The organism is Microbulbifer sp. NBRC 101763 (genome assembly GCF_040371615.1).
In the GTDB taxonomy this organism is placed as follows: domain Bacteria; phylum Pseudomonadota; class Gammaproteobacteria; order Pseudomonadales; family Cellvibrionaceae; genus Microbulbifer; species Microbulbifer variabilis.
Genome location: NZ_BAABQV010000006.1, coordinates 421,021 through 447,659, shown reverse-complemented (window position 1 = coordinate 447,659; position 26,639 = coordinate 421,021). Strand labels below are relative to the sequence as shown.

6 protein-coding genes are annotated in these 26,639 nt (G+C 50.1%); 2 read left to right on the top strand and 4 right to left on the bottom strand.

Translation table 11 applies throughout. The features are described from left to right. The first annotated feature begins 103 nt into the window (after positions 1-103). The gene (locus tag ABWV76_RS17170; RefSeq protein ID WP_282953126.1) at positions 104-1,039 is read left to right on the top strand and encodes a hypothetical protein; all 936 of its coding nucleotides are present in this window, start codon (positions 104-106) and stop codon (positions 1,037-1,039) included. A gap of 134 nt (positions 1,040-1,173) precedes the next feature. Here ABWV76_RS17170 and ABWV76_RS17165 read toward each other — a convergent pair whose 3' ends face one another. Beyond that, complete coding sequence (locus tag ABWV76_RS17165) at positions 1,174-1,629, bottom strand: DUF1289 domain-containing protein (RefSeq protein ID WP_282953125.1); 456 nt, start codon at positions 1,627-1,629, stop codon at positions 1,174-1,176. Between the two features lie 310 nt (positions 1,630-1,939). On the opposite strand from ABWV76_RS17165, the gene acnB reads away from it, so the two are divergent. Next, the gene (gene acnB / locus ABWV76_RS17160) at positions 1,940-4,555 is read left to right on the top strand and encodes a bifunctional aconitate hydratase 2/2-methylisocitrate dehydratase (protein WP_353376761.1); all 2,616 of its coding nucleotides are present in this window, start codon (positions 1,940-1,942) and stop codon (positions 4,553-4,555) included. A gap of 329 nt (positions 4,556-4,884) precedes the next feature. Here the strand turns inward: acnB and ABWV76_RS17155 are convergent, their stop codons facing one another. The 3 genes from ABWV76_RS17155 to ABWV76_RS17145 form a co-directional block, all read right to left on the bottom strand. Beyond that, entirely contained in the window at positions 4,885-6,273 is a 1,389-nt protein-coding gene (locus ABWV76_RS17155) for an MFS transporter (RefSeq protein ID WP_353376731.1), read from the bottom strand. Between the two features lie 1,952 nt (positions 6,274-8,225). Further along, entirely contained in the window at positions 8,226-13,436 is a 5,211-nt protein-coding gene (locus ABWV76_RS17150) for an OmpA family protein (protein ID WP_353376730.1), read from the bottom strand. Continuing rightward, entirely contained in the window at positions 13,436-26,485 is a 13,050-nt protein-coding gene (locus ABWV76_RS17145) for an isopeptide-forming domain-containing fimbrial protein (protein ID WP_353376759.1), read from the bottom strand. Before ABWV76_RS17145 ends, ABWV76_RS17150 begins: the two co-directional genes overlap by 1 nt. Positions 26,486-26,639: the final 154 nt, after the last annotated feature.

The window sequence follows — 26,639 nt, the reverse complement described above, 5'->3', positions numbered from 1 at the left end:
CGACAGAAGGTACAAATTGGTACCCAGCTCAGGATATTTAGATTGATAACGGTTTATTAAGTGAATTAATATAGATTTTCAAAAACCCTCCAAAACAATGTCAATGAAAGATCACCGCGAATTGGCCCGCACAATCGCCCCTTTACTGGAGCAGCTCCACAGTAGCGCAGGGCAACTGCGCGAATCTCTGGAGCAGCTGCAAAGTGCGGGCAAGCCCTGGCAGCATTACTTATTGCAACCTCAGTTCGCACAGGAGACAGCCCTGGCTCTAGGGCAAAGTTTCGAACGGCCATTTTCACTGGCTGGTGCTCTCTATACCCAGCTGGACTATGCAGAGCCAGTGGATTCTGGCAGCGATGCCCGCGCAACCCTGCAGCTTCCCGGACTTCTCGCAGTACCCCAAAAGACATTGAGGCTGGCACAGCAGCTTAATACCCATAAAGAGAGCTTTAGTGCGGCTATTGCCGATTTCCGGGCGGTACTTGGGGAGCGACCAGTGGCAGAGAGAGATCGCACGGTGCGGGAGGTACTGGCAGATGCCGGTTTCCCCCGCGCCCACCTGCGCCAGTGCTATCGGCTGGTACTGCTTTGCGCCAGGCGGCCCGATGCCATCACCCTTTCCTGGATAAAGGCACGCAAATCGATTCGCAAGGTGAGTGTAAAGTGGTGTGAAAAGAAACTGGACCAGCTGGACCCGCTAGGGTCTGATCCCGGTATTCAATACCAGCGGCAGCTACTCGCTGGCCTGCACAAGAGCCAACAGGATGATTTGCGCCAGGTACAAGTGCAGAGCCGCCCCAACCTTCAGGTGGCAGAGATTTTTTATAGCCATGAACCTGGAGAAGAAGATGAATACCATCAGGTTGGTTATTCATCCATGCCGATCCTGGTGGAGGGAAATGAGGCCGGACAGCTGCCAGAGTTTACCCGGGTAGATCACCAGCCCAGCCTGAGTCGGCGCCGCCAAAGGCGCGATCTGGCGCTCTCTACCGAGGCATTCCTTCCCGCACTGCGGGTATTCTTGCGGGAGCAAAGGTAAAATCCTGGGAGGCCGCTTTTTCATTTTTAGAAACTATAACAACCCAATAGAAAACCCAGCTCTCAGTTTCGCTACAAGTTCTACTTGAACAGGCCGTGTATTTTCGAGAAGTACTGCCACCCCACCACGCAATATCAGCCCTTGATGACGCCGGGAGCAACAAAACGCTGGTAGTAGGCAACTGATAAAGCGTAAAAATCCTCATCAATACGCTGGCGCACCTCTACCAGGGGCACGCCACGTGCCTGGGGCGTTGGGCTCAGGCCGTATTCTCGTAAATCATTAATTTGGCTGGCGCCCGCACGCAACAATTCGAACACCCAGCAATAAGGGCTCTGGCTGTCATCAAATCGGATTTGTTGATGATACAGCTGCGCCACAAAGCGCTTTTCATCAACAATCTCTAACTGGCTGCGCACCGCATTCACCAAATAGCCCTCACGCCGCTCAGCAATAATACGGCGCTGCTCCTCGGTATAGGCATTCCAGTCGATCACTTCGTGGGCAAATCGCTTACAGCCTCGGCAAACATCGTCGCCTATTCCCGTTGAGCAAACCCCAATGCAGGGTGTGCGGACTTTTTTGTACATCGATTAACCAGTTGCAGCCATCCTGGCCCCCATGGCCTGGATCAATATTGCGCGTAGACTATTTTGTTTCGACCGGCAAGAAAAGTGTTAAGACGATTACTACCACACCTACTAAAATTCACTCCATTAATAGTCGTAATTCACTTAAATTATTGATTTTTCGATAAACTTAACAGCAGTAAGGCTTTCCTGTAGTATTCGCCACCCGCCTTCAGCGGCCTCGAAAAAAAAATCCCAGCAGCCTGTGATGCATAGACTGGGAATTACACCCGCTGATGGTGCCACCCCACACACCGAGAGGGACTTATCCGTGCTTGAAGCCTATCGTAAACACGTCGCAGAACGCGCCGAACAGGGCATTCCACCGAAGCCGCTCGACGCCGAGCAAGTAGCTGGCCTGGTTGAGTTGCTGAAAAATCCGCCAAAAGGCGAAGAACAAGAATTAGTTGAGCTGCTCACTCACCGCGTACCGCCAGGTGTTGACGAAGCAGCTTATGTTAAAGCCGGTTTCCTGTCCGCCATCATTAAGGGTGAAGCGGAAACCCCACTGATCGACCGCAAGCAGGCTGTAGAGCTGCTGGGCCAGATGCTGGGCGGCTATAACATCCACACCTTGGTTGAAATGCTGGACGACAAAGAGCTGGCTGAGCTGGCTGCAGAGCAGCTGAAAGGCACCCTGCTGATGTTCGACGCCTTCCACGATGTGGAAGAAAAAGCCAAAGCCGGCAACGAACACGCCAAAGCAGTACTGCAGTCCTGGGCCGATGCCGAGTGGTTCACCAAACGCAACAAAGTACCTGAGAGCATCAAAGTTGCTGTATTCAAGGTAACCGGCGAAACCAACACCGACGATCTGTCCCCGGCACCCGATGCCTGGTCCCGTCCAGACATCCCCCTACACGCGCTGGCCATGTACAAAATGAAGCGCGATGGCCTGGAGCCGGAAGAAGCTGGCGTTACCGGCCCGCTGAAGCAAATTGAAGAAGTTAAAGCCAAGGGCCTGCCCGTTGCTTTCGTTGGCGACGTAGTGGGTACCGGCTCTTCCCGTAAGTCCGCCACCAACTCCGTACTCTGGTACTTCGGTGAAGAAATGCCGGGCGTACCCAACAAGAAGGGTGGCGGTATTTGTATCGGCGGTAAAGTTGCCCCGATCTTCTACAACACCATGGAAGATGCCGGCGCGCTGGTATTCGAAGCTCCCGTTGACGAACTGGGCATGGGCGACGTTATCGAGATCCGCCCTTACGACGGCAAGATCCTGGCGGAAGACGGCAAAGTACTGTCTGAGTTCCAGCTGAAGTCCGACGTGCTGCTGGACGAAGTTCAGGCTGGCGGCCGTATCAACCTGATTATCGGTCGCGGCCTGACCGGCAAAGCCCGTGAAGCCCTGGGCCTGGCGCCTTCCGAGCTGTTCCGCAAGCCAGAACAGCCCGCCGACACCGGCAAGGGTTACACTCTGGCACAGAAGATGGTTGGTAAAGCCTGTGGCGTTGAAGGTATCCGTCCGGGCACCTACTGCGAGCCGAAAATGACCACTGTGGGCTCCCAGGACACCACTGGCCCCATGACCCGTGATGAACTCAAAGACCTGGCCTGCCTCGGCTTCTCCGCCGACCTGGTGATGCAGTCCTTCTGTCACACTGCGGCCTACCCCAAGCCCGTCGATATCGACACCCAGCACACCCTACCGGACTTCATCATGAACCGCGGTGGTGTTTCCCTGCGCCCGGCTGACGGCATCATCCACAGCTGGCTGAACCGCATGCTGCTGCCGGACACCGTAGGTACCGGCGGTGACTCCCACACCCGATTCCCCATGGGTATCTCCTTCCCGGCAGGTTCCGGTCTGGTAGCTTTCGCTGCCGCAACCGGTGTTATGCCACTGGATATGCCCGAGTCCGTACTCGTGCGCTTCAAGGGCGAAATGCAACCTGGCATTACCCTGCGTGACCTGGTACACGCCATTCCTCTGTACGCCATCAAGCAGGGCCTGCTGACCGTAGAGAAGAAAGGCAAGAAGAATATCTTCTCCGGCCGCATCCTCGAGATCGAAGGCCTGGAAAACCTGACGGTAGAGCAGGCTTTCGAACTGTCTGATGCCTCCGCCGAGCGCTCCGCAGCTGGCTGCACCATCAAGCTGTCTGAAGAGACCATGTCTGAGTACCTGCGCTCCAACATCACTCTGTTGCGCTGGATGATCGCTGAAGGTTACGGCTCCAAGCGCACCCTGGAGCGCCGTGCGCGCGCCATGGAAGAGTGGCTGACCAACCCGAAACTGATGGAAGCGGACGCCGACGCGGAGTACCTGGAAGTCATCGAAATCGATCTGGCCGAAATCAAAGAGCCGATCGTTTGCGCCCCGAACGACCCAGACGACGCTCGCCTGCTGTCCGACGTTGCCGGTGACAAGGTAGATGAAGTCTTTATCGGCTCCTGTATGACCAACATCGGCCACTTCCGCGCTGCCGGTAAGCTGCTGCAGGAACACAAAGGTGGCATTTCCACCCGTATGTGGATCGCTCCGCCCACCAAAATGGACGAGCACCAGCTGATGGAAGAGGGTTACTACAACATCTATGGTGCATCCGGTGCCCGCACCGAAATGCCCGGGTGTTCCCTGTGCATGGGTAACCAGGCACGTGTGGCCCCTGGCAGCACAGTGCTGTCCACCTCCACCCGCAACTTCCCCAACCGCCTGGGCGACGGTGCTAACGTGTACCTGACCTCCGCCGAGCTGGCTTCTGTGGGCGCCATTCTGGGTAAACTGCCGACTCCGGCTGAGTATCAGGAATACGCGAAGAATCTGGATTCCATGTCCGGCGAAATCTACCGCTACCTGAACTTCGACCAGATTGAAGACTTCCAGAAGTCTGCCGAAGAAGGCAAGCGCATTGCCGCTACTGAGATCCAGGACGTTGCTGTTTAAGCAGTAGCTCTGCCTTATGGAAAAGCCCTGTCATTTTTGGCGGGGCTTTTTTGTTTGTGCCTACAGTACTAACAATCAGTAGCCAACAATGAGAGGGTGCTATTCAGGCAGCCACTGCTTATTCCCACTACGCCCTGCCACAGGCTATCTCTCTGCTTCCAATAACTGACAGGTCACCTCGGCTACAGAGGTCCACCTCAATATTCAGCAATACTCAAAAACAAGTAACAGCTATATATTGAATGAAACATCTACCTTTCAGTGAGAAAATCAAGAAAAGGGCGGGCCTGTGAGATGGCGAATTCTCCTTTCGCCATTATCTTAAACGACTATTCCCTGAAAATTTTTATAAGTTGATCCTTATAGAAAACCAATGGGATAAGAAAACCGATAAAAGCAACAATTCCATCTACAAAAAAGGCCCTATAAATACCGGTTTCAAGGTCATGAGCAACGGCAAGAATAGTGGCATTGATACCAAGAGCAATTGCACCACCAAGAAACCTAAACATATAAATTACAGCACCCGCAAGACTGGATTCTGCTGGATCGACAACGGTAACAGCAGCAGTTACTACCGCTGGGCTATAGATTCCCAAACTTGTGCCGATCAAAAGTAACGCGGGCACAAACTGAAAGTAACTCATCTCCCCTTTGAGCGTTGACAGCCAGAAAAGGCCGATACTCATGCCTAAAGCTCCAACGCATATCAACAGCCTTGCCCCCAACTTTTCATGCAGGAATCCAGAAATAAAAGCAAAAACTCCCGAAGTTACCATCATTGGCAATAGCGCAACCCCCGCCTGAAGAGCACTGTAATGATGCACACTAATAAAAAGTAACGGAATATAAACAAGCGTTGCAAAGAAAGCTGCCGCCACTAGCATTACGCTAAATCCGGCGGATAAAAAGCTGGCGTTTTCAATTAAACCCAACGGCACAAGAGCATTAGTTTTTGCCCTTTTCTCTGTATAAACAAAAGCCAAAAATAACAATATGAAAGCCGACAGCAAAAGTAAAACCAGAAAGTTTTTAATACTGTATTGCGCCAGTACATCCATTGCCAGCAGAAAGCAAAACAGTGAAATGGAAAGTGCCAGCATACTTAAGTAGTCGATATGATTATTAACCTTGCCAAACGTATCCACTGGGTACTTATTCCACCCAAGAAGAAAGACCAGCAATGCGATAGGTACATTAATAAATAGAATCCAGCGCCAACTTAAGTACTCCGTGAAAAAACCACCCAACACAGGGCCACAAGCAGTAGCCAGGCCAAGTGCAGCCAGGATAACCCCCCCGGCAAAACTCGCCCGCTCCTGCGGCAAAAGATTGTACGCCATCCCGAGAACTGCGGACCATATCAGGGCTCCTGCAAGTCCCATCAGGGCACGACAGAGAAACAACACCCAAAGCTTCTCCGCCAAGCCACCTGCCAGAGAAGAAATAGCAAAAATGAAAACTCCCACCAAAAAAATACGCCGGCGGCCATAAATATCTGCAAAACGACCACTCGCCACTATTATTACGCCATAAATCAAAGAGTAGGCATTAACTACCCAATGGATTGTCGCAATATCACTAGAAAAGCTATGAGCAATAGCCGGGAGTGCTGGAGAGAACGCAGTGAAATCACCCGCCACAAGGACAACGGCCAGAAAAAGTACCGACAGCCCCCAATAGTGCTGCCGTGACAACGGACTATTATAACGCCCCATCACTTTGCTCTAGAAACCATTCAATATATCTTAAACATTTTACACCACCCTTTCCTCCCAGTTAAAAATAATTGCTTTAACTTTTATGTACAGATACCAATAACACGATATCTCGCCAATGGAAATTAAACAAACACATAAACTATGCAAACAACTCCCCGCAGACAAGATATAAAAATCAACTTAGCGCTATAAATGAAAGCCACTACCGTTTTAAAATTTCACATAAAAGAACGACAAGACCCCACAGCCCATTACTGGAGATAAAAGAGGAGTTCACAAGAACAACACACCAACAGATTGAAATCAGGAAAACCTAGCGGCCTAATATAAAACCAAATAAATGCATTAACTATTCATAAATTTCGACGTGACACATCGAAGTTAAAATCGCTATGACTGTAATGCTACTCGCCGTTCACACTTAAAATGTCGGAATAACGGTTGCAGAAAACATGACTCACTCCCCTTGCATGCACGCTCAACAGTATCACTGCGTTCATTGTCCAGGGGGTAATTGAGGTAACCACTGGTTCTGTCGATCACCCTTTATACGTCATCCACAGCAACCTGGCAGTTTTCACATGAGCACCGATCACTTCCACAATTAAGGCCAAAAGCAATTTGGCCGGGACCTGAGAGTCCACTTCAGCTTCTATCCAGTAATAGAAATCACGAGGCTCCCCTGGCACTCGAAGAAACAGCAAGAGCAGATTTCAAAGCATCGAACTTCTTTGCTTTGCTATAAAAATAATATTTGCCTTTCTTTAGTTTTCTTTAAGGCGAATATAGTATAGTCCTTGAGACCAAATCTCACCCCATGACTGTGAGCAGGAAGAGAACTTTTCTTCGTCAAACCATAAAGTCACACTCTTACCAGTTGCATGAGCCGTGGTTAGAAGAGAAAAAGCAACCTTACACGATTCTTGCTTGAATCCACCCTCTATACTTTCTGTGACTCTGCAAAGTGCGACACTTTGAAAATTTGTGCCATTTCCACTATCTTTTATACCAGCATTAATATTTCCGTTTGCAGCAACCTCTATTGAAGTTACTTTACCAGTACATTCAGTGCCAGAGTAAGCACTTCCAGTAGCAAAACAAATACGAGCATGGCAAGCTTTCCAGCATTCACAATATATTTCTTTAAATTACTATTTATATCTACTTCGAGCTATGGGCAAATTCATCGTTAAGGGGGTCGAAAGATATACCGTATCTACTTGATGTTGTCTTCAAATAAAAAAATCAGCTTTAGGGCACGCCCCATGGAAAAAATACCGAGCTTTACACTTTAAGTCTATAAGAGATGGTCGATTGGTTATTAGAGCCAATACACTAAAAAGAGAGCTATTGCAGATTATCGAGAAAAGTAAACAAACCACTTTCTTGAAAGTATTTCGTGTGCGCTATTTAGATGGTGATCTCTAAATCGTAGTGCACAATGGTCCCTACCGGAGATTAATTTTCAAATCAGTAACACTGGCGGTGCTTATAGTGCGCAGTAAAGCTTATCAGACACTACTATGTAGTAGCTTGACAGGATTTTTGAGGATAACAACTAACCGCAAATTATGTAGTGTAGTAAAAATTAAATTAGGGTATAGAGGGAATTGCTTTGCGTACTTGCTAGTTGACCCTCTTATGACTTTTACGATTTAAATATCAATGAGCTCTCACCAATCAACACAATTATAGGCGAACCTATTTTATTTAAAGTAAGAGTTGGGAAATATGTAGTGACATCCAGTCGATAGCAAATTGCTCTCCAAACTCCTCTAACGAAGAAACTAACAGACCCTGCTACTTTTTAGGAGTATCTAATAAGTGGGTGGAGCCATTAAAAATCAAGTGAAATTAAATAAGTGGGCCCGCAAATGCGGGCTTTTCTAGCATCTTACTGGCGAACTAACCTCGTTGAGAATCTGGCACTCTGTCAATACGCCCATTCTTTACAACTTCCCAATAATATTCACAAACATCCCCTGGCTATCGTAATCAAGTTGGGTAAGATCATCGGAGAAGTCGGTAAAATTGTAGCCTACACCCAGTTTCAGGTGATCCCCGATATGGCGATATAGGCCAATCAGAGCACCACTCTTGCTATCTTGGGCGTCTGGAAGGTCAAGCAGGCGGCCCTCGATCAACAGATCCCAGCGCTTTACGAAGTGCCAGTCTGCTCGTAGAACATAGAGGCTGGCACGGCTGTCGAAGAACTCAGGGTCTTCTCTATCGAGGCTTAATTGCCCAAGGCGATAGGCATATTTGGCTCCCAGAGTCCAGCGGCGGGTAAGATCATAGCTGGTATCCACAGAGAAAATATGGCTCTTCTGTATAAATTCAGCTGAGGTATTTTCCACCGTAACCTGGTCTTGAGTCGGTACATTATAAAAATAAGTGTATTTCAATAACGTATTCAGACGGTCGTGATTTACCGGGCGATAAGCATAGCCCATTACGGCTTCGGTAAATTTGCCATCATAAAACTCTCCCTGGGAACTTTTGCTGTCGGAATAGTTTAACTTACCCACCAAACGCCAATCCGGGTTGAGCTGATAACTCAGGGTATTTTTTAGCAGCCAGGTGTCCCGCTCAGATTCCGTTACGGTTTCTTCATCTAATGCCGTTTCCATAATATCGGTACGGTACTCAAGCGCAGTTGCCAGGCGAATAGTGTCCAGGCTATAGCCCATATTAAAGCCCAGGGCATTGCGCTCGGTTTTGGCACCAGTACGCGGATCTTCCAGTGTGCCCGCCTCTACCGTGGTGCCGTAGGTCCAGCGGTCGTTAGGTGCCAAGTCCATACCCAAGGCGTGTGTCAGGCCGGTGGAAACATCGCCGTGGCTGTAACGCTCCTCGCCGTACATACTCAAAGTATCGGAGTAGCGGCTGCGGAAACCGGTACTCATATTCCCCTTGCGCGCACGCACGCCAGTATCACTGCGCTCATTATCCAGGGTGTAATTGAGATAAACACTGGTTCTGTCGCTAACCAGGAGATCTGTGCCCAAACGTGCTGCCATACCGGTATCGCCGCTGGACAGTTCACTATCCATTGTGAGTCGATCGCTCACTCTATAGGCGCCTCCCAGGCCAACACGGTTATTTTCCTCTCGAGTACCGGTGACCTCCATAGTGTTCTGTACAAAACCATAAGCACTCCAGTTTTCACCGGAATCGTAACTGGCCTCCACTGCCATATCGGTGCGGTCACCCTGGGTTTGGGTGGCTGCAACAACTTCAGAGAAATCTTCACGGCTGTCCGTCCTCACTCCGGAGCTGAGCCGCCAGTGATCGTTAAGGCGATAGCCGAGCATCAGGTCTGTAGCACTGGTATGCAGCCCAAACTCCTCTTCCTTGCTATCCGCTTTGAGGCCTACATCAAAGCTCTCCCCAAGGGGTAGATTAATACCGGCTCCATACTGGGTGGTATCACCCTGTACAAATTGACCGGGACCGGAGAAACCTGCTTCCCGCTCCTGATGATAGAAATTCCCGGAACCGCGTAGGCTTTCAAAAAAATCCCCGATCTGCAGGCTACCCTCAACCTTGGTTGCGCCTGCTGTAGCTTCCGGGTCCAGGTTTTGCCCATCATCAAAAGTAAAACCGCCATCCAGAGAGCTAAAGCTATCCAGGTTACCGCCTTCGCTATCTGCGACTTCAACCTTTAACCAACTACCGGTACTTTTCCGCAGGGTGAGATCAAAGCCCTGGAGGGCCGTTTCATTATCATCCTCGTCCTGCTGAGTACCACTGATACCCAGCTTTACGTAATCCCCAAACCAATAGTGGGCGCGGCCACCAAATGCCAGAGTGTCCATCTCCTCAAAGCCGGGGGTATATTCGTAGCGGGCTACCAGGTATTGGGGGTTCCCGTTATAGGAACCCTCCTGAATCAATAAATTATCATTGGCCAAGGCGGAAAGGGGCTTATTGAGTAAGATACGCCCCTGGATATAGTCGATATCGTAATCGATCACCGGAGAGAGATTTTTTACTCCTAAAACCAGGCCGGAATCCTTATCCCGTACTTCTATACGCAGACGCTCAGAGCCACTGAGAATATCCTGGTGACGAAGGGAATATAGTGAGCCGCCGGTACCACGATATTCATCGCGACCGGCAATAGTGCCGGGTTCCGCTCCAAAGGCATCTACCTGGAATCGCTTTTCCCCGAAGCTGGTCATGGCATCACTTTCAAAGTGGCCATTGGCCCCGTAAAGTGCCCGGTCTATTTGCGCCAGTTCGTTGTCAGAATAGGTCGCCTTGAAATTACCCCACAGGCCGTAGTCATCGTATTTGGATAACTTCACATAAAACTTGCCGGAAGTGGGCGCATCTTCAACTACCGTAGAATCATCACCGAAGGTGGGATAGTAAAGATCACTATCGAGCCGACGAAAAAGTGCATCCGGTGACTTTTCCATAAAATTGGAAAACAAATCATCGACAGGCCCCTCTTCCGTATCCGCACTGGCAGCCAAGCGCCAACCCTCTCCAAAACCGCCGCTGGTATAAAACGCCAGACGACCATCGTAGCTTACAGAGTTGTCGTAGTGGGTTTCATCGCCCGTCACCAGGGCTGCGGGGCCATTGGTTTTATCGTAACCGACAGTTAGGTCGGCTATCCCTACGGTAAACCAGTCATTTTTAGCAAATTCCAGATCACGCAGGAACAGTTCACCATTGCCCTCTTCATCCAGGATTGCCACTTCTACAGTGTGCATACCAGGGTCAAAAATCTGTTCAGCAACGAATTGACCTTGATCATTTACCGGTACCGGATTGCCCGCCAGCCATACAGTACGGCCCGGCGGCACCTGAGCGCCGTTGACAAGCACACTATTGCCGTCCAGGGGAATATTTCTCCGTGCGAGGCGGTTCTCACCATAGCCCACCAGTAGCTCCTGGGCTATATCCACCTCTTCATCAGACTCTTCGATACTATCTACCAGCCACAAAGTTTGCTCAGCGGTTTCATCGAAGCGGCCTTTTTTGTCATATACCCGCAGCACATAGTGGAGCTTTTTCAGTGGTGCCTGGAATTCAGTAAATTCTGCCTGCCAGTTCCCTTTTCCATACTGGTCTAACGGAACAATCGCAATGGGAGTATCGCGCGGGGATTGTTCCTCTTCAAACAGCCGCACTTCGGCCCGATCAACAAAAGATGGGTAATTGGTGTAACTGCGAAAAACTACACGATTCTCGCTAAGGTCAGTATCTGGATTATCCGCATAGCGAATGGTATTGGGCCACGCAGTGACATTTAGCCGTGGTTGCATTTTTTTGTTATCGAAACGGAATTGGATATTGGCACTATCCAGAGCCACGTCCGTACAGCGCTGCAGGTCAGCGGAGTTTTTATAAGGGTCGTATTCCGGGCTGCCATCCACGGTAATACGCATCAAATTCAATGAGTAAGGATTATTGGCGATAGCCTCACGGTTAATGCGCTCGATTTCTAAGCGATCACTTTCTGCCAGTATTGCCAGCTCATCGTAGAGCACCTGCACTTCAACACGCGCTCCTTCCTCCTGGATAAAGCCGTTGGTCACCACATCGTCTGACTGCACATAACCACGCCCTTCAAACTCCACCTGTGCATCTTCGAGGCCAAGCAGTTCTTTTACCTGTTCCATTGCGCGTTGGGCACGGGCGCCAGATAAGCCAATATCATCCCCATAGACCATGGCCTCACGGCGATCCATACGCTTGTTTTCGCTATAGCCAATAAAACTTAAGCGCACATTGGCCTTGCTGGAAATTTCTGACATGGCACTGCGCATTTGCATCAGTTGCGACTGGGTAATGATGGGGTCGCCATTGTCAAAACGAATCGGTGCTACCGCACCGCGAAGGGATTCATAGGCAATAGTAATAGTTTCTGCGGCTGCAGCTTCCGGGCAGGCCTGCACACCATCCGCTGTAACTTCCAACGGGTCGTCATACCAAAATTCCACTTCCACCCGCCGGTTAAGGGCACGACCTTTAGGTGTGTCATTTGCGGCAATGGGCTGGCTGGCTCCTTTACCACTACTAGTAATCATCGCATCTGGCAAGGCCAGTGCATCGCGCACGGCGAGGGCAACACGGCGGGCTTCACCGTGGGATTTTTCCAGGTAAGCTACCTGTTGATCTTCGGAACTTTGATTCACATCCAGCGGCAGTGCATCGGTGTGCCCAACAAAGTGCATTACCAGATTATTTTTATCTGCGAGATTTGACCGCACCTCGCCTAAACGCCGAATAAATGCTTCAGGCAAGTCTGTTTGTCCCGGCTCAAGGCGCAGGGGAATAACCAGGTTTTTCAAGCGTGCACGTTGCTCACTACCCGCAGTGTAATTAAGTCTACACACTGTTTCCTGGCGGCACACTTTTACTCGATTCAATGCCAAAGCTTCTGCTCGGGCACGTGCAGCCATGGCTTCCTCGTCTAGTGCGTCATAAGTCACCTGTACCTGAATACGGCGATTTAATTCCCGCCCCGCGGTGGTGATATTATCGGCAATCGGCTCTACATCACCGCGACCTTCCACCACTATCATTTCTTCCGGTAATTCCAGCGCTTGCTGGAAGAAATCTGCAACAAATTGAGCACGAGCCAGGGTAAAATCTTCCTTACTCTCGAAATCTGCCACCAGTTCTTTTTGCATGGGATCAGAATCAGTGTGGCCGATAAAGTACAATTTGAAGTTAGGCGTCTCTCCCAGTTCGTTTAATTTTGCCCGCAATAACTCCACAGTTTCTGCCGGAACTTCGTCATCCACTGTGTAAAACGATATTGGTTCGATAAAGTCTTCTACAATAATCGGGTCAAGCGGTGGAATAAAAGTGGTGGCATCCTGCAGCCATTGATTAGTAGGTGCACGCAGCAACATACCTTCGGTATTACTACCGATAGACGTTTCCTCAAACTCAACTTCGGGCCCTTCCACTTCCGAAGCCAAGCCGGGAATTTTCTGCCATACCTGCCACCAGCTTGCTTCCTGGTACTGAGTGTCCTGCGCTGCAGCTTTCTCTTGACCTTGCACGGGAAGAGTTAAAGCCAGGGCAATCGCTGTGGCAAGACAGTGTTCGCGGCGACGGAAAGTCCTGGTCATTGTTTCCATTGAGCTACCAGAGCTGCGTAACCGACCCATATTGCTGCGCTTGACCGAGGACATTACTCCAATCCTCCCTTACTGGGCGGCGCTCCACGCCGCCAGAACACTTCAGTCTCAATATTCAAGTCGTAGTCGCCATTACTACGCGCCCACTCATCGGCAATCTCTGCCTTGATCGTTTGCAAACGCTCTTCCACCAGATCCGGATCTTCATTTTCCGCAAGGTAGGACAGGCGCAATACTGATGGAGCTTCACTGAGTTTTTCCAACAACAGCTCAATACGAGACTGCCACTGGGGACGCAACTCAGTAGAGCCTGGCTCAAATACCGCCTCGGCCATATCCAGGCGTACTACCCGATGCAAGCTGGCACCGAAGTTAAACTTCACCATCTTGCCTCGAGTTGCACGCATCACCCGCGGGTTTTCAGTAGTGAGACGATATCCGCTAGGCAAGCTGCGGTCGTCGAGCTTGAGCACAAAATTGGAACCGCGATCAGCATTTGGTACTACTGCACAGGTGATATGGAATCGCCCGTGAGCATCAGCTGTGGCATTTAAGCCGGTTGCAGTAACTACCCTTGCTCCAGGAAGGCCACCCTCACCGGCATCCTGGTAGCCGTTCATATTTTTATCATCGAAGACTTTGCCGATGACATCAGTGCAATCGAAAGTGGGGTCCGGCACCACGCGCACTGTGGCTGAGGCTTCACCGGACGCAACCTGGCTGGAGAGCTGGTTAAACATACGCGCGCGGTTGACATACTTACCCTCGCCTACACCGGAGCCGACTACCAGCAATAGTTTCAGCTCACGGGTTTGCTCGGCTTCCACACGCAGATCGGACCAGATCAGCTGTAGCCCATTCATCACCGGCTCCACTGGTTCGCCATCCATGCGCGCCGAACCAGCCACGTATTTAAAGCCTGCGGGGAAGAAGTCCACCAGCTGCAAATCCGAAAGCGGTATAGGCAAGGTATTGCCAAAGGTAATGGTGTAAGGCACCAGCTGGCTTCGGGTTACATTCAACATCGCCGCAGTTTTGGTAATGGAAAGTGCACCTTCCAGGTGCGGGTCCATGGCGATATGGTTATTGAACAGCTGGCTGTCTCCTGGAACCTGATCACCGTCCAGTGTCAGGCGCAGGTAATAGTCGGTAGCTGCATCGCGTGCTTCTATATCCAACGGTGGGAGCGCTGGAGATAGCTGTACTTCACAATGCTGAGCCGTGCCAGGAATCATATCGGCATTGCTGCCGAGGCACGCACCCACATCGAAGCCCGCAGTTTCCTCATTGGTCTGTGCAGGAATTACCAGGGATTCACCACCGACATAATCCTCATCGGCAATCTCCACTTTAATCAGGTAATCCGTATTGGCCGGACACGCAGCATCATCGAAGTTAATATCAAATTTGTAATAACCACCTGCACGGGTTACTTGCCCCTGCTGCTTTTTATCATCGAAGCAACGATCCGGCAGCTCCTGACCAGAGCTGGCGCGCAGCATAGTCAACGTAGCTCCGGTGATAGGAGCACGCAGAATAGAGTTATAAATCACTCCATTAGGCGTGAGCGGCAGGTTCAGATCTTGCGGATTGGCTCCCGACTCCACAAAGATCTCGCTGATACGCTGAGGACCATTGGTAAAATCAGAAACCGGATTACCCAGGGACGCTGTTTTTTCGCTGGCATCTGGAGCGGTGTAACGCATCTCATAACTGAGTCCACCATAGCTATTAGGTACTAGCCCCTGAAATTGGAAGTAACCATTTTCATCGGTCTGAATGGTTTCCAACAATGCGTCATTGAAGTAGAGATCTACGGCCCAGTTCAACAATAACCGTTCATCCATATCGACTTGGTTATTGAAGTTCACATCGTGCCACAAGTAGCCTGCCAGATTGGCGATTCCCGGTGTGCCACCAACATCAAGAGCAACGCTGGCCTGGTTGGTTGAAGGTGGATCATTCCAATGCACTTCCGCGGTGTTCAACACCGTATAACCAATTTCCAGGTTATCGGAGAGCTTGGCCTGGAAACGCAATACAGCACTTTCACCCGGTAACAAATCTCCATAAATAGCGGAGTAATCTGCGGTAATTACGGTACCGGCTATGCTGACTCCATCTACCTGACCATTAAGCATGGCGGAGTCTGTAACATAGGTAAGGACACCATCGCCAGCAACCATAAGATCATCAGTAATACTCACCATGGTCGCCGGTACACCACTGATATTTTCGATGGTCACCAGGTATTCAAGCACCACACCAGCTTCTGCTGCGCCGCCACCGACAACAGCAACTTCTTTTACAATCGACAACAGCTGCGCATCGCCCACAACCACAAGTGTCGGCTGCGCACCATTGGCCGGATTGCCATCCGCATCAGTGAGTACCAGTGGCAGCTCCTCTGCGGTAACGCTGCCCTGATTGCTGATCACAGTACCCCTGGCAGCATCCACATTCACCATTACATCAAAAGTTACGGTGGCAGTTTGTGCAGAAGTAATCACACCCTCATTGGCACCCGGCAAGGGTGGCGTTAGGTCATCCGAAGCTACCGGCAATTCAGTATTTAGAAGCGACATACCACCGGCGTTATCAGCGACAGCCATACCATTTAAGGTGGTGCTGCCGGCAACATAAGTGGTATTTGCGGGCACTTGGTCAGTGAGTGCCACCTGCAGTGCATCAACGCCCCCCATATTGGATATTGCAATGGTGTAACGCAGTACATCACCGGGATCGACAATCCCCATAGAGATATTGTCCACGGCAATTGCCACCGTTTTATGAGCGATTAAAAGGGGAACATCGCCAACAATATCTATAGTCGGGTCGTTGGGAGCATCTGTAGCAGGGTCATCCGATGGCGCTTCATCGAAGGGTCCACTGCCTGCACCTTCGCCATTAACAAAGCCTTGGTTGGAAATTATGGTACCGTCATTGACATCATTAATGGTGACATCAAAGGTGATTACAGAAGCCGCGGCGCCAGTTGCAGTTGCACCAATAAAGCCATCGGCCTGACCAGGTGTATGAATACTCATACCAGCTTCAAGAGGCGAAGCACCACTCACATCTGAAAGCGCTGAACCGTTCAAGGTCGTAGAGCCAGCTACATAGGTGGTATTCGCCGGGATCTGGTCGCGCAACATCGCATTAACGATATTTTCGTTACCGGCATTTTCCACGCGAATGGTATAGCGCAGGGTATCCGCCACCATCAGTAAATCCGGGTCACCGGTGATATCTGCTGAGGTTTTATGAATCACCAGCAGTGGCTCGGACTCAATTAATATCTGGGTAGGATCTTCATCATCCGCAACGTCAGGGTCGTCAGTACCGTTGATATTGGGATCATCACTGTTTTTCAGTAGCTGGCCAGGCAATTGCACCTGGGCCTGGTTCAACACCGGCGTACCGCTGTCGATCACAGCTGCCAAAGTGACCTCGTATACCAGCTGAACAGAATCACCAGTATTTCCTGTGGCCGCCAAATCCAGGTTTTTCACCTGTAAAAAGCCGCTGCCATGTGTGCCAGCAGATGCATCAGAGTTACTGCTATCGCTACCCACCGGCGCTGTCACCAGTTGTAGTGAACCCGACTGGAACAATGGCAGGCTGTTCAGGCGACCCAGATCATCAGTAATTTCAATGCCACTAACATCTGCACCACTCAGGTTGGTAAGCGTGAGTGTATAGCGCAGTACATCTGCTGGAGTGGCCAAAGTTGCCGGATTTTCTGCACGGGTAACATTCTCAACGGTTTTGTAGAAAGTTACCTTGGGCACAGAGGCGCTTACGGTATAGGCATCTTCGTGATCGAGTACGCCTGGCGTGCCATCAGTGGGCGCCGGGCGTGTGTACTGGCGTGCTTCCGGTAAGCCACTATCCCAACTGTGCCAGAGTTCCACACCGGCAATATTGGTCAGTGTATCGCCATCGATGGTATCCACGTCCAGGGTGGCATCGTAACTCAACAATAGGTGGTGGTCCGCAGCCAGCATAGCCGCCGCACCCATGGAGGTGATCGTCAGAGTGCAGCTGGCTTCATCAAAAACCGTATTAAAGTCAGTTCCTGCTACCAGAGTAGCAACCGCAGTGCCTGCACCATCAATAATTTGCGCAGCAAAATTATTCGGAGGAGTTTCACACATACCACCGGGATCTTTATCCGGCAGAATATCGGTCACTGTAATATCCCATGCGGGGCCAGTGCCAACATTGTGAAGGTCGAGGGTGAAGGTACCTGGCAATCCAGACTGCACACTGGCAGGGCCGGTTTTAGTCAGGGTGATGGCCGTTGGCTCCACTACCTGCATATCAAGGGTCGTGTTTCCGGCACCGGCACCCTGCCCGGCGGCCGCATTATCATTGTCGTAGTTATAGCTGTAGCTGGCGCTATTATTAAATGCCAACCCATCCACATTGGGTGGATTGCTGTCGCGCAGGCGCAGAGTCACATCAATAACCACCTGTTCACCCGCCGGTACATCAATGCCGCTAGTGGCATCGGCAATGACCAGCGCAGTGCCCGATCCACTATTTTCTGGAGTGAATACGTTGCTGCCCGATACTTTTGCCGCGCCGACAAATTCCATGTCGGCTGCAGAAGTACTCAGGTCCATCAGCACACTGACATCGTGCAGGGCTGTGGGCTGCACGGTTTCCGGAATAGTGATGCGGTAATTAAACGGTTCGCCAATAGAGGCTGTCGGCTGGGTATTTTCAATAAGCAACGGCGCTGCATTGGGCGTATTGAACTGCACACTGACTGGTGCTGTAGGACCGTAGTCCTCACGCATATCTGTGGTAACCGCGGTCGCACCCAGGGATGGTAAATTATCGTCATCCAATGAGTAATACAGCTCGACATAAGCGGCATTTTGCAGATTGAGACCTGCCCCCAGATTGGCATCTGCCTGAACGCGATACACCATCTCCAAAGCCTGGCCAGGATTAATGGCATAACCTGTGCCCGCAGAGAAATCCCAAACTGCCGCACCAGTGGCGTTGTCAAAAGTCGGGGCAACAATAGTTGCTGCAGCGCCATTCACAGTAATGGACTGCACATTGACACCGCCCTGGCGCAGGCCAATGGGGATCATATCGCGGAAGATCGGATCGTAGGCCGGCGCTGATCCGTTATTGGTAATCGTTATGGTGTAATCGACAATATCACCGGCAGACAAGGTAGTGCCGCCAGCAGGGGTAGCGCTGATTGCCGCAATGAGATCCGGCTGTAACAGGTCCAGGGTATCACTATCATTTCGCAGCTCGGCACCGGCGGCGGCATCGAAAGTGAATTCCACATTATTGGTTAGCGCTGTGTTACTGGCCGGCCAGGGGTGTACGTCCTTATTAAGAACCCTTGCCTGATAGCGAAGTATAAATTCATCGTTAGTGAGATTGTTATCACCACTGTTGATCAGCTTTGCAATATTCCAGCTCAGTGTTGTCGTGCCAGTAGCAGGATCACCGGTCTGCACAGGTTCGGCAATATCGTTATGAGCAAAAGGTGCCGCCGATGCGAAGGGTGCAGTGGTAACGCCATTAATTGATTGGGTACCTACAAACACCATCCCCTGTGGCAGGGTATCGACAATTAAGGTATTGGGAGCGGTGCCCTCTGGCAGGGACAAACGCAGCTCGTATTCCACCAAGTCACCGACACGCAGCTGTGCATCTGCACTACCGTAACTGTCGTCAACGCGGGTTTTACTGATTGTGCTGTCATTGGCAGCGGTTAGCTGAGCGGCAATATTTTCCAACACATAATCATTCAAGCCACCAATACCATCGGCACCGTTTCGCTCGTAGGGGCTACTGTTATCCTCATCCAGGCTGGTCCACTCAATACGGGCAGAGGCAGACAGCGAGGCTTCAGCCAGCACTTCATCCAGCACCAGCACATCAAATACCAGTAGGCTGTTAGTGCCAGCAGCGATATCCAGGTCGCTGTTTGCGCGATTCCACTCCAGTAACTGCGCAGCATTAATACCATCCCCACTCACAGTAGGATCAGCCTGGGCGACACCGGCAAAGATCACACTGCCCGGAACAAATTCCAGGCCAAGGGACAACTGCTCCCTGACCAACAAATCGTAAGCAGCGGCGTTTTCCGGATTACCTGCGGCGGTGAGATCCAATGTGAAACGCAGGATATCGCCAGCATCCGGGTCGTTACCAGGGTTAGTCTGGTTAGCCACAGAATTTGTCGCAGACAAATCCGGCTCCACGATAGTTAAGGTCGGTGCAGTACCCGTGCCACCGGCTTGAATCACACCACCGCTTGTAGCGGCATAGGAATAGCTGGCTTCATTATTGAAATTATGACCCGCCTGTGCCGTTGCATTGTTTGCAACCCGGGCACGCAACTCGAAAATAGCGACAGCACCAGCCGGAATAATATCCAGGGTCAGGGCAATATTGTTGTTAGTGGTGTTATCGGTAAATGCACGGCCATTAATTTCCTGCAGCTGGATCAGCTCCAGGCTCGGGTCCAGTACATCGGTAATTTCCACATCATAGATGGCCGATGTGGTTGCACTACCTGGAACCTGTATACGGTAAACCACTTCCTCGCCCACCGCTGCCGTAGCAGCACTCTGCAGAGTTTTTTGCGGCGCAGTGACTGTGGTGGCGACAGTTCCCATCGGATAGGGTGTACCCAGTGGAACAGGAGCATATTGCTCTCCGCTTTTTGCCGGCAGTGACCAGAATTCATTGACCGTGAAGGTATTTACCCAGTTTTCGCCACCGCCAATATCAGTATAAAAGCCAATTTCGTAATTGATATCCAGGCAGGCTCCCGCTTCGACAGGCACCAGGAAAGTGAACTGCATATCGTCGCCACGATTACCTGGCGCTGTGTAGGTGTACTCGGTGCCCTGTGTGAGGAGTGTGCCATTCAAAGTGACCTGCAGATTGGCGATGGAGGCCTCATCCATCTGAGTAGCCAGGTCATCAGTCAGGGACAGATCGTAGGCTGGCGCCAAACCGGAGTTACAGGCGTGCAGAGTAAACTGCATCACATCGTTGGCCGGGTCCACATTCATATGGGAGCTTGGCCAGGTAGCGTCCGTTTTTGTCAGGCTGTCGATCACCGGCTGCAATATCGTAATGTCGGCACTATCTTGCAAGGTACTGACAGCGCCGGTGTAATTAAGAACGGCTGTATTGGTCAGGGTCGCCGTCGGCGCTGCAATACCCGAACCCGCCACTACTTTGGCGGTGTACTCGATAACAAATTTATTGGTATTGCCGAAGTTGCTGAGGATATCTCCCAGGTTCCAGGTGACCGTACCTGTGTCCCCTGCTGCGGGCACAGCAATGGCTGAATAAACAAAATCATTCAGGTTGTCGTCGTAGGGCGCAGCAGTATCACCATTCACGCTGACAATGGAATTAAATTCCAATCCGCTCGGCAGTGCATCATTAATAGTCACTGCCGGTGTCGTACCCGCTTGCAGGTTCAGGGCCAGTTGATAGGTAACCGTATCGCCAACCCTCAGCGTGCCTACTACAGAAGCGGTATCAGAATCTGCAACAACCGTTTTCACAATACCGGTGTTGTCCACAGTATCGATACTGGCTTCAGCCGGACCCTCACAGTAATCGTCTGGTGCGGATACTGCCGGGCAGCCGTCACCATCACGCTCGTAAGCCAGCTGGTTAATGCTGCTGTCGTCGAGGGACGTCCAGTCAAGCATTACGCTGTTGCTAATCGGCGAACCAAATACTCCTGTTACCTGGGTTCGATAGGTAATAACTAAAGTTTCACCAAGCTGCAGGTCCAGAGTGTTATCGCCATTATCACGCCCCCAAACCAGAGGGCCAGTGGGTGCTGCCGCAGGTGTTGCAACAAAACCAGTAACTACACCACCATTAATTAATGCAGTTGGGGTAAAGCTGCTATCAAACTGCAACTCCGATGGCAGTGAATCCACTAAATTCAAATCAAATGCCGCAGCAGTAGATGCGGGATCATGGGCAACGGTAATCACATACTCCAGTACATCGCCACCCACCGGTAAATTGCCGGGGTTAGTCGCATTGCTGACCGCTTTATTGATAGTAAGCAGGGGTTCTACCACCGTAACTGCGGCGGTATTGTCATTTAAGTTTTCTGTCGCCCCACTCTCACCGTTACTATATGTCAACGCCGCACTGTTCTGACGCGTGTCACCATTATTGGTCGCAAGGTCATTCTCCACGCGAGCGAAATAAGTAATTCTTACTAAGGGGTCCAGAGTACTGCCGGCAGTATCATTTTCACTGGCAGTATCGACTGTACCAATATTCCATACAGCGTTACCGGAAGTATTATCAGTAGGGAAACTGTTGAATACCCCCTCAGACGGGGCCGCACCATTAATGGTTTCAATACCTACAAAATCATAGGTAATATCGAAATCTGCATTGTGGCTCAGTACATAGCCTTCCGGGCTGCCGAGCTGGTCGGTAATCACCACATCCCGGCTGATACCCTCCGGCAGGCGGATTTCCAATTGGAATTTTTTATGCGCACCTATAGTAGGAACTACAGTGGGCTCAAGATCGGTTTTAACCAACTGTAACGCTGGCACCTCTGTCTGGGCACTAGCTGTAGTTTCGTAATCGTTAATCGGATCGCCGGTATTGGGTAATACACCAATACGCATACCATCGTCTGCACCATCGGTGCCGATAGAATTACTGCTGTTTAAAGCAATATCATTGCCCGGCAGGGACTGCCAGCGGGATTGGATGGTGTTATCCAGGATTTCATGGGGCTCTACGCCCTGCTCTACCCGGACATCAAATGTAAAGGTTTTAGTCTCGCCTACAGCAATGGCGTAATCCGCATTGCTGCGATTCCAGCTGAAGATGGGCGCATTGGCTCCGATAGTAGTGACATCGACAACCTGAGGCGGATCAGTACCACCGATATTGCCCAGGTAAACCAGCTTAGTGCTTGTGAGATCGTCGAGCACATGCAGATTGTAAGCTGCCGCAGTACCAGTATTTTCTGCCGTTACAGTAACGGTAAGAATGTCATCTGCATCGCTGTTAGCAACTGAAAATGACTTATTTAATTGTATTTTCGGTTCCTGTACAGTAATTGCGTGAGAATCAAAGGGTACAACTACGGTAGTCCCTGCTTCATCAACATAACTCACCTGTGCAGTGGTATAGCTACCGCCATTCCCAAGCACATCGCCGTCATCAGTATTGCTGCTGTTCTCAATACGTGCAATAAATTCCACCGGGAAATCAAAAAGGCTACCCGTGACAGTGGTAAGCTCCTGATCACCAAAATCCCACTGTACATAGTCGGCTGTGCCAGTGCTCGTACAGGTAGCATTAAATGTACCACCGGGAATAAAGCCGGCGGCATCGTAAGGTGACGTATTCAGGTTAACCGCTTGCCCTTCGATACAGCGCATACCAGCCGGCAACTCATCACGAATTACAAAGTTACGCAATTTAGCCGCGGGAATTTTCGCTGTCAGTTTATAGCGGACTTCCTCTCCGACAACGGCTGTATCGCTGTTGGTGCCACTGGCAATGCCATTAGAGAATTCCAAGGCTTGTTTAGGCTCTGCCTTAACTTCAATAATCTGCATACGCGCTTCGGCGTCTGCAGATTTATAGTGGCGTGCACGCCCTGCTGCAGGAGTTCCATCACCAATACCATCATTATCCGCATCGCTGTCGATTTGTGGCGCACTCTGGTTACCATAGTCTCCTTCCAAACTATCGTAACGAGCATAGAAAGTATTAGTAAACGTCTGCAGCGGTGCTACGGAACGATGTGGTTTCACTCGATAATAAAGAGTGACAGAGTCACCCGGGTTAATACGCTCAAGGGCCGTGGAATGTTCATAAGAGAAGGTAATTACTGCCGGTGTCCCGCCATCACTGCAGTGGAGGGCTTCAGAGTAGTCATTTGCTCCAGTAGTTATACCCACCAAGCCGTCATCGCCTGCGATGGTCTCTGAGGAACCATCTCCATCGTTGTCCAAACCATCACTATCCAAGGGCTGCACGCACATTTGCCCGGAAACATCTAGTGTGTCAGTTACAACCAAATCATAAGCAGGGGCTCGATTTACACCGCCATCGGACGTACGATTAGTTAAAGTCAGGCGGAAAACATAAGTTTGGTCACGATGACCCTCGTTAGTAAAATCAACGAAATTTGCACAGCTGGTGCCTATACCATGCAAATTTTCGTTACAGACTTTTTTATCGATTTCGATGTGGGGCTCAGAAACAGTAACAGATTCGGACCACTCGGAAATATCGGGAAAGCCGGGTACTGTTGTAGGCACACCATCAATATTGGTCAGCACCCCACTAGTATTATAATTATCTACCACGATGGTTTCGGTATCAAATACTGCGGTAAATTGCGCACGAGCATAGTCGGTACTGGGGTTTGCATGCTGATTGGGGTCAGCGCTTTCAGTATCTATAGGATCATTTAATAGACGCGTGGTCATATCCGATAGGAACCAACGATCCCGTTCGGTAATTTTTGAAGTTACCTCCCATAGAAAATCTGTCTCGCTAAGGGGAATATTCAGGCCTCCACCTTCTACAATATCACCAGAGGAAATTACAACACAGTTAGCCTGAGAAACCGGATGCGGCAGAGTTACATCTACACAGTTTAGCGGCGCATCTGCTATATAACCCTGGCCATCCGGTAAGTCATCACGCACATCAATATCGCGCACTTCAATCAGAGTAAATCCGGGTGTGTCAAAGCCAAACCAGCCACCGGCCTGGATTTCAAAGCGGCACTCTTCACCAATAAGAACACTGCTATTGGGGAATGCTGCCTCAGAAGTCAATTCATTACACTGATCAGAGCGTTCCTTGATCAGATTAAAACCCATTACACGAGCGCGCATGCCATCGAGGGTGTAGTTATTAGCCAGTTGTTTACCTGGTGTTGTTTCAGTCAGAGTGGCAGGTTCAGGAAAGTTCAGGGGTGTATCATCAGATAATGTAATCTCCCCCACCACATCGGCACGGAAAGTGAGATCGTCATCGGTTGCCGCGTGGTTTTTTTCCACTTGAAAAACGATACGCTCAGTTGTTCCGGGCTCAATAACACCTCCCAAGTTGGTGGTATTACATCGATAAACAATAGCTGAAGAAGGAAGGTAATCTGGCTGATTCCATACAGGATGCCCAGGTACAGTACCTGGATTTGGACTACCAATCGCAGTACAGGCACGATCGCTGGACAATACTCTCATTGCCTCACCGAAAGTCACATACACACTAAAATTATCCGCATCATGACCACCATTGTTGGTCACATCCACCGTTAACTCGGAGGTGCCATTGTCCCGTACGATATACAAAGGGTGTACTGTACTAATATCAAGATCTTCTGGATCTGGTATCACCGATTGATTTTCAACCTGGGTAGGCGGATTGGTGCCAGGACAGAAATCTTCATAATCAATAGTTAGAACATTATCAGATAAACGGATATTGCTGTTCGGATCTTTGCCATTTGATGCCGACTCCTCTTCAACATCAAGATCGGCAATCTTGTCATAGAAATTTGGTTCGGTGGTGACAATACGAAAGCGAATCTGAATTTCATCGCCATAACGCATCATATTTTGCTGATCTGAATAGTTGGGATGTACAGTGCTACTCAATAGGCGAAATTCTGGTTTGTTGTTTTTTAGAGGGTCTGTATCCCACTGATTCCAGTTGCTCCCCACGCGCCATTCGAGAGTATCTGCTTTACCCGGATAAGTGGCACTATAACTTGCACTATGATTATCTTCACCGCGACGTTCGCGGACAATTTGCGGTGTATATGTGGTATCTACCACATACTCATCAGGCAGATCACTAACGAACTGGATATCCTTAACTGATCCACCTGTCCGGTTATTGACAGTAACAGTCACAAAACCAGCCGAACCCAATGGCTGGTTCAGGTTTGTACCGGTTATCGCCTGGGTAATATTGAGGTCGGTAGTTACCAGGGCCCGCATTTCTTCGGAGTCAGGTCTTGGGGCATTTGCCGTGGCCGGATCAGAGATCCCCCCTACTCCGGTATCATCATCAATTTCACAACCCCACTGCAAGTCAGAGACAGTATTTGTACCATTGCTGCAAGAAGTATTGACTTTACCCACCAGGTAAATGTTTAAGGTTGAATTTGCAGGAATATCCGTACGTCCGGGGCCATTGGAGAAAGCTCCACTCAACTCAAAATTATTAATGCTGTTATTCGCAGATACACATCCAGAACCTACCGGGTTTACTCCATTATTATTTGCAACTGAAAGTGCTGCACTTTCACTGGGGCAGGCATAATTGATATCCATATTGGGGTTGGTCATCAAATCATCGAATCGCACATCCTGCATATCGGCATCTCCACCATTAGAGATAGCGATACGCCAGATCACATCATCATTGATATTGCCGTAAACATCGTTGGTATAGTTGGTCTGCGCCGCATCAATATTCCTCCCACGTTTATCCATGGATGGAAGGGGTTCACGTATGTCCAGCTCAATACTGTCTGTATCTGTTGTAGTGGGATAGCTACAATATTCAAAAGTCGCTGTAGCATTCAGGGTACGATTGTTGTTTACCAGATCCTCTTCTCGGTCGACCTTACTGCGTACACCAAAAGTAATTGTCATCGTGGTGTTTTCATTGCGCGCGGCAAGTGCGGAGAGATCATTCTGATCCCAGCGAATAACCGTCCCGCTTATGGTAGGCTCACTCAATACAGAGCCTGAACTTACTCGAGTAGAACCCGGAATATACTCTAACTCAGAACTACCCAGATTTTCCGTCACAATAATATTTTCAATATGCTGGGTTCCCATAAAACCACTGGAGATTCCAGGCACATCAATTTCTATCGTTACCTGCCCATCTCCACAGAGTTCACACCAGCTATCACTGAAGCGGTGATCCAGAATATTAAAGTTAACTGGGTTATCGGGAAAAGAGGGACAATTATGGTCAGCCAGGGCCTGCGGCGCGAACATGATTGCCCAGATACATAGCAGTACCAAGCCAGCAAGCAAATTATTCCAGGATTTCCGTCCAGTTACTTCTGACATCATCGTCACTTATAGCCGCCACTTTTCTATTTCAAAACCCTTGACAATGCCCAAGAACACTGCCGCCGAACAGACACAGTCCGGTGCGCGAACTTTAAATACAGGGCGAAAAAGTGGCCGTGAAGCAGGTCATAAATAACAGTCAGGTAAGGGAACT

Coding starts and splice junctions, on each gene's coding strand:
- ABWV76_RS17170 (WP_282953126.1), top strand. CDS start 104: ATGAAAGATCACCGCGAATTGGCCCGCACAATCGCCCCTTTACTGGAG.
- ABWV76_RS17145 (WP_353376759.1), bottom strand. CDS start 26,485: ATGATGTCAGAAGTAACTGGACGGAAATCCTGGAATAATTTGCTTGCT.
- ABWV76_RS17155 (WP_353376731.1), bottom strand. CDS start 6,273: ATGGGGCGTTATAATAGTCCGTTGTCACGGCAGCACTATTGGGGGCTG.
- ABWV76_RS17150 (WP_353376730.1), bottom strand. CDS start 13,436: ATGTCCTCGGTCAAGCGCAGCAATATGGGTCGGTTACGCAGCTCTGGT.
- ABWV76_RS17165 (WP_282953125.1), bottom strand. CDS start 1,629: ATGTACAAAAAAGTCCGCACACCCTGCATTGGGGTTTGCTCAACGGGA.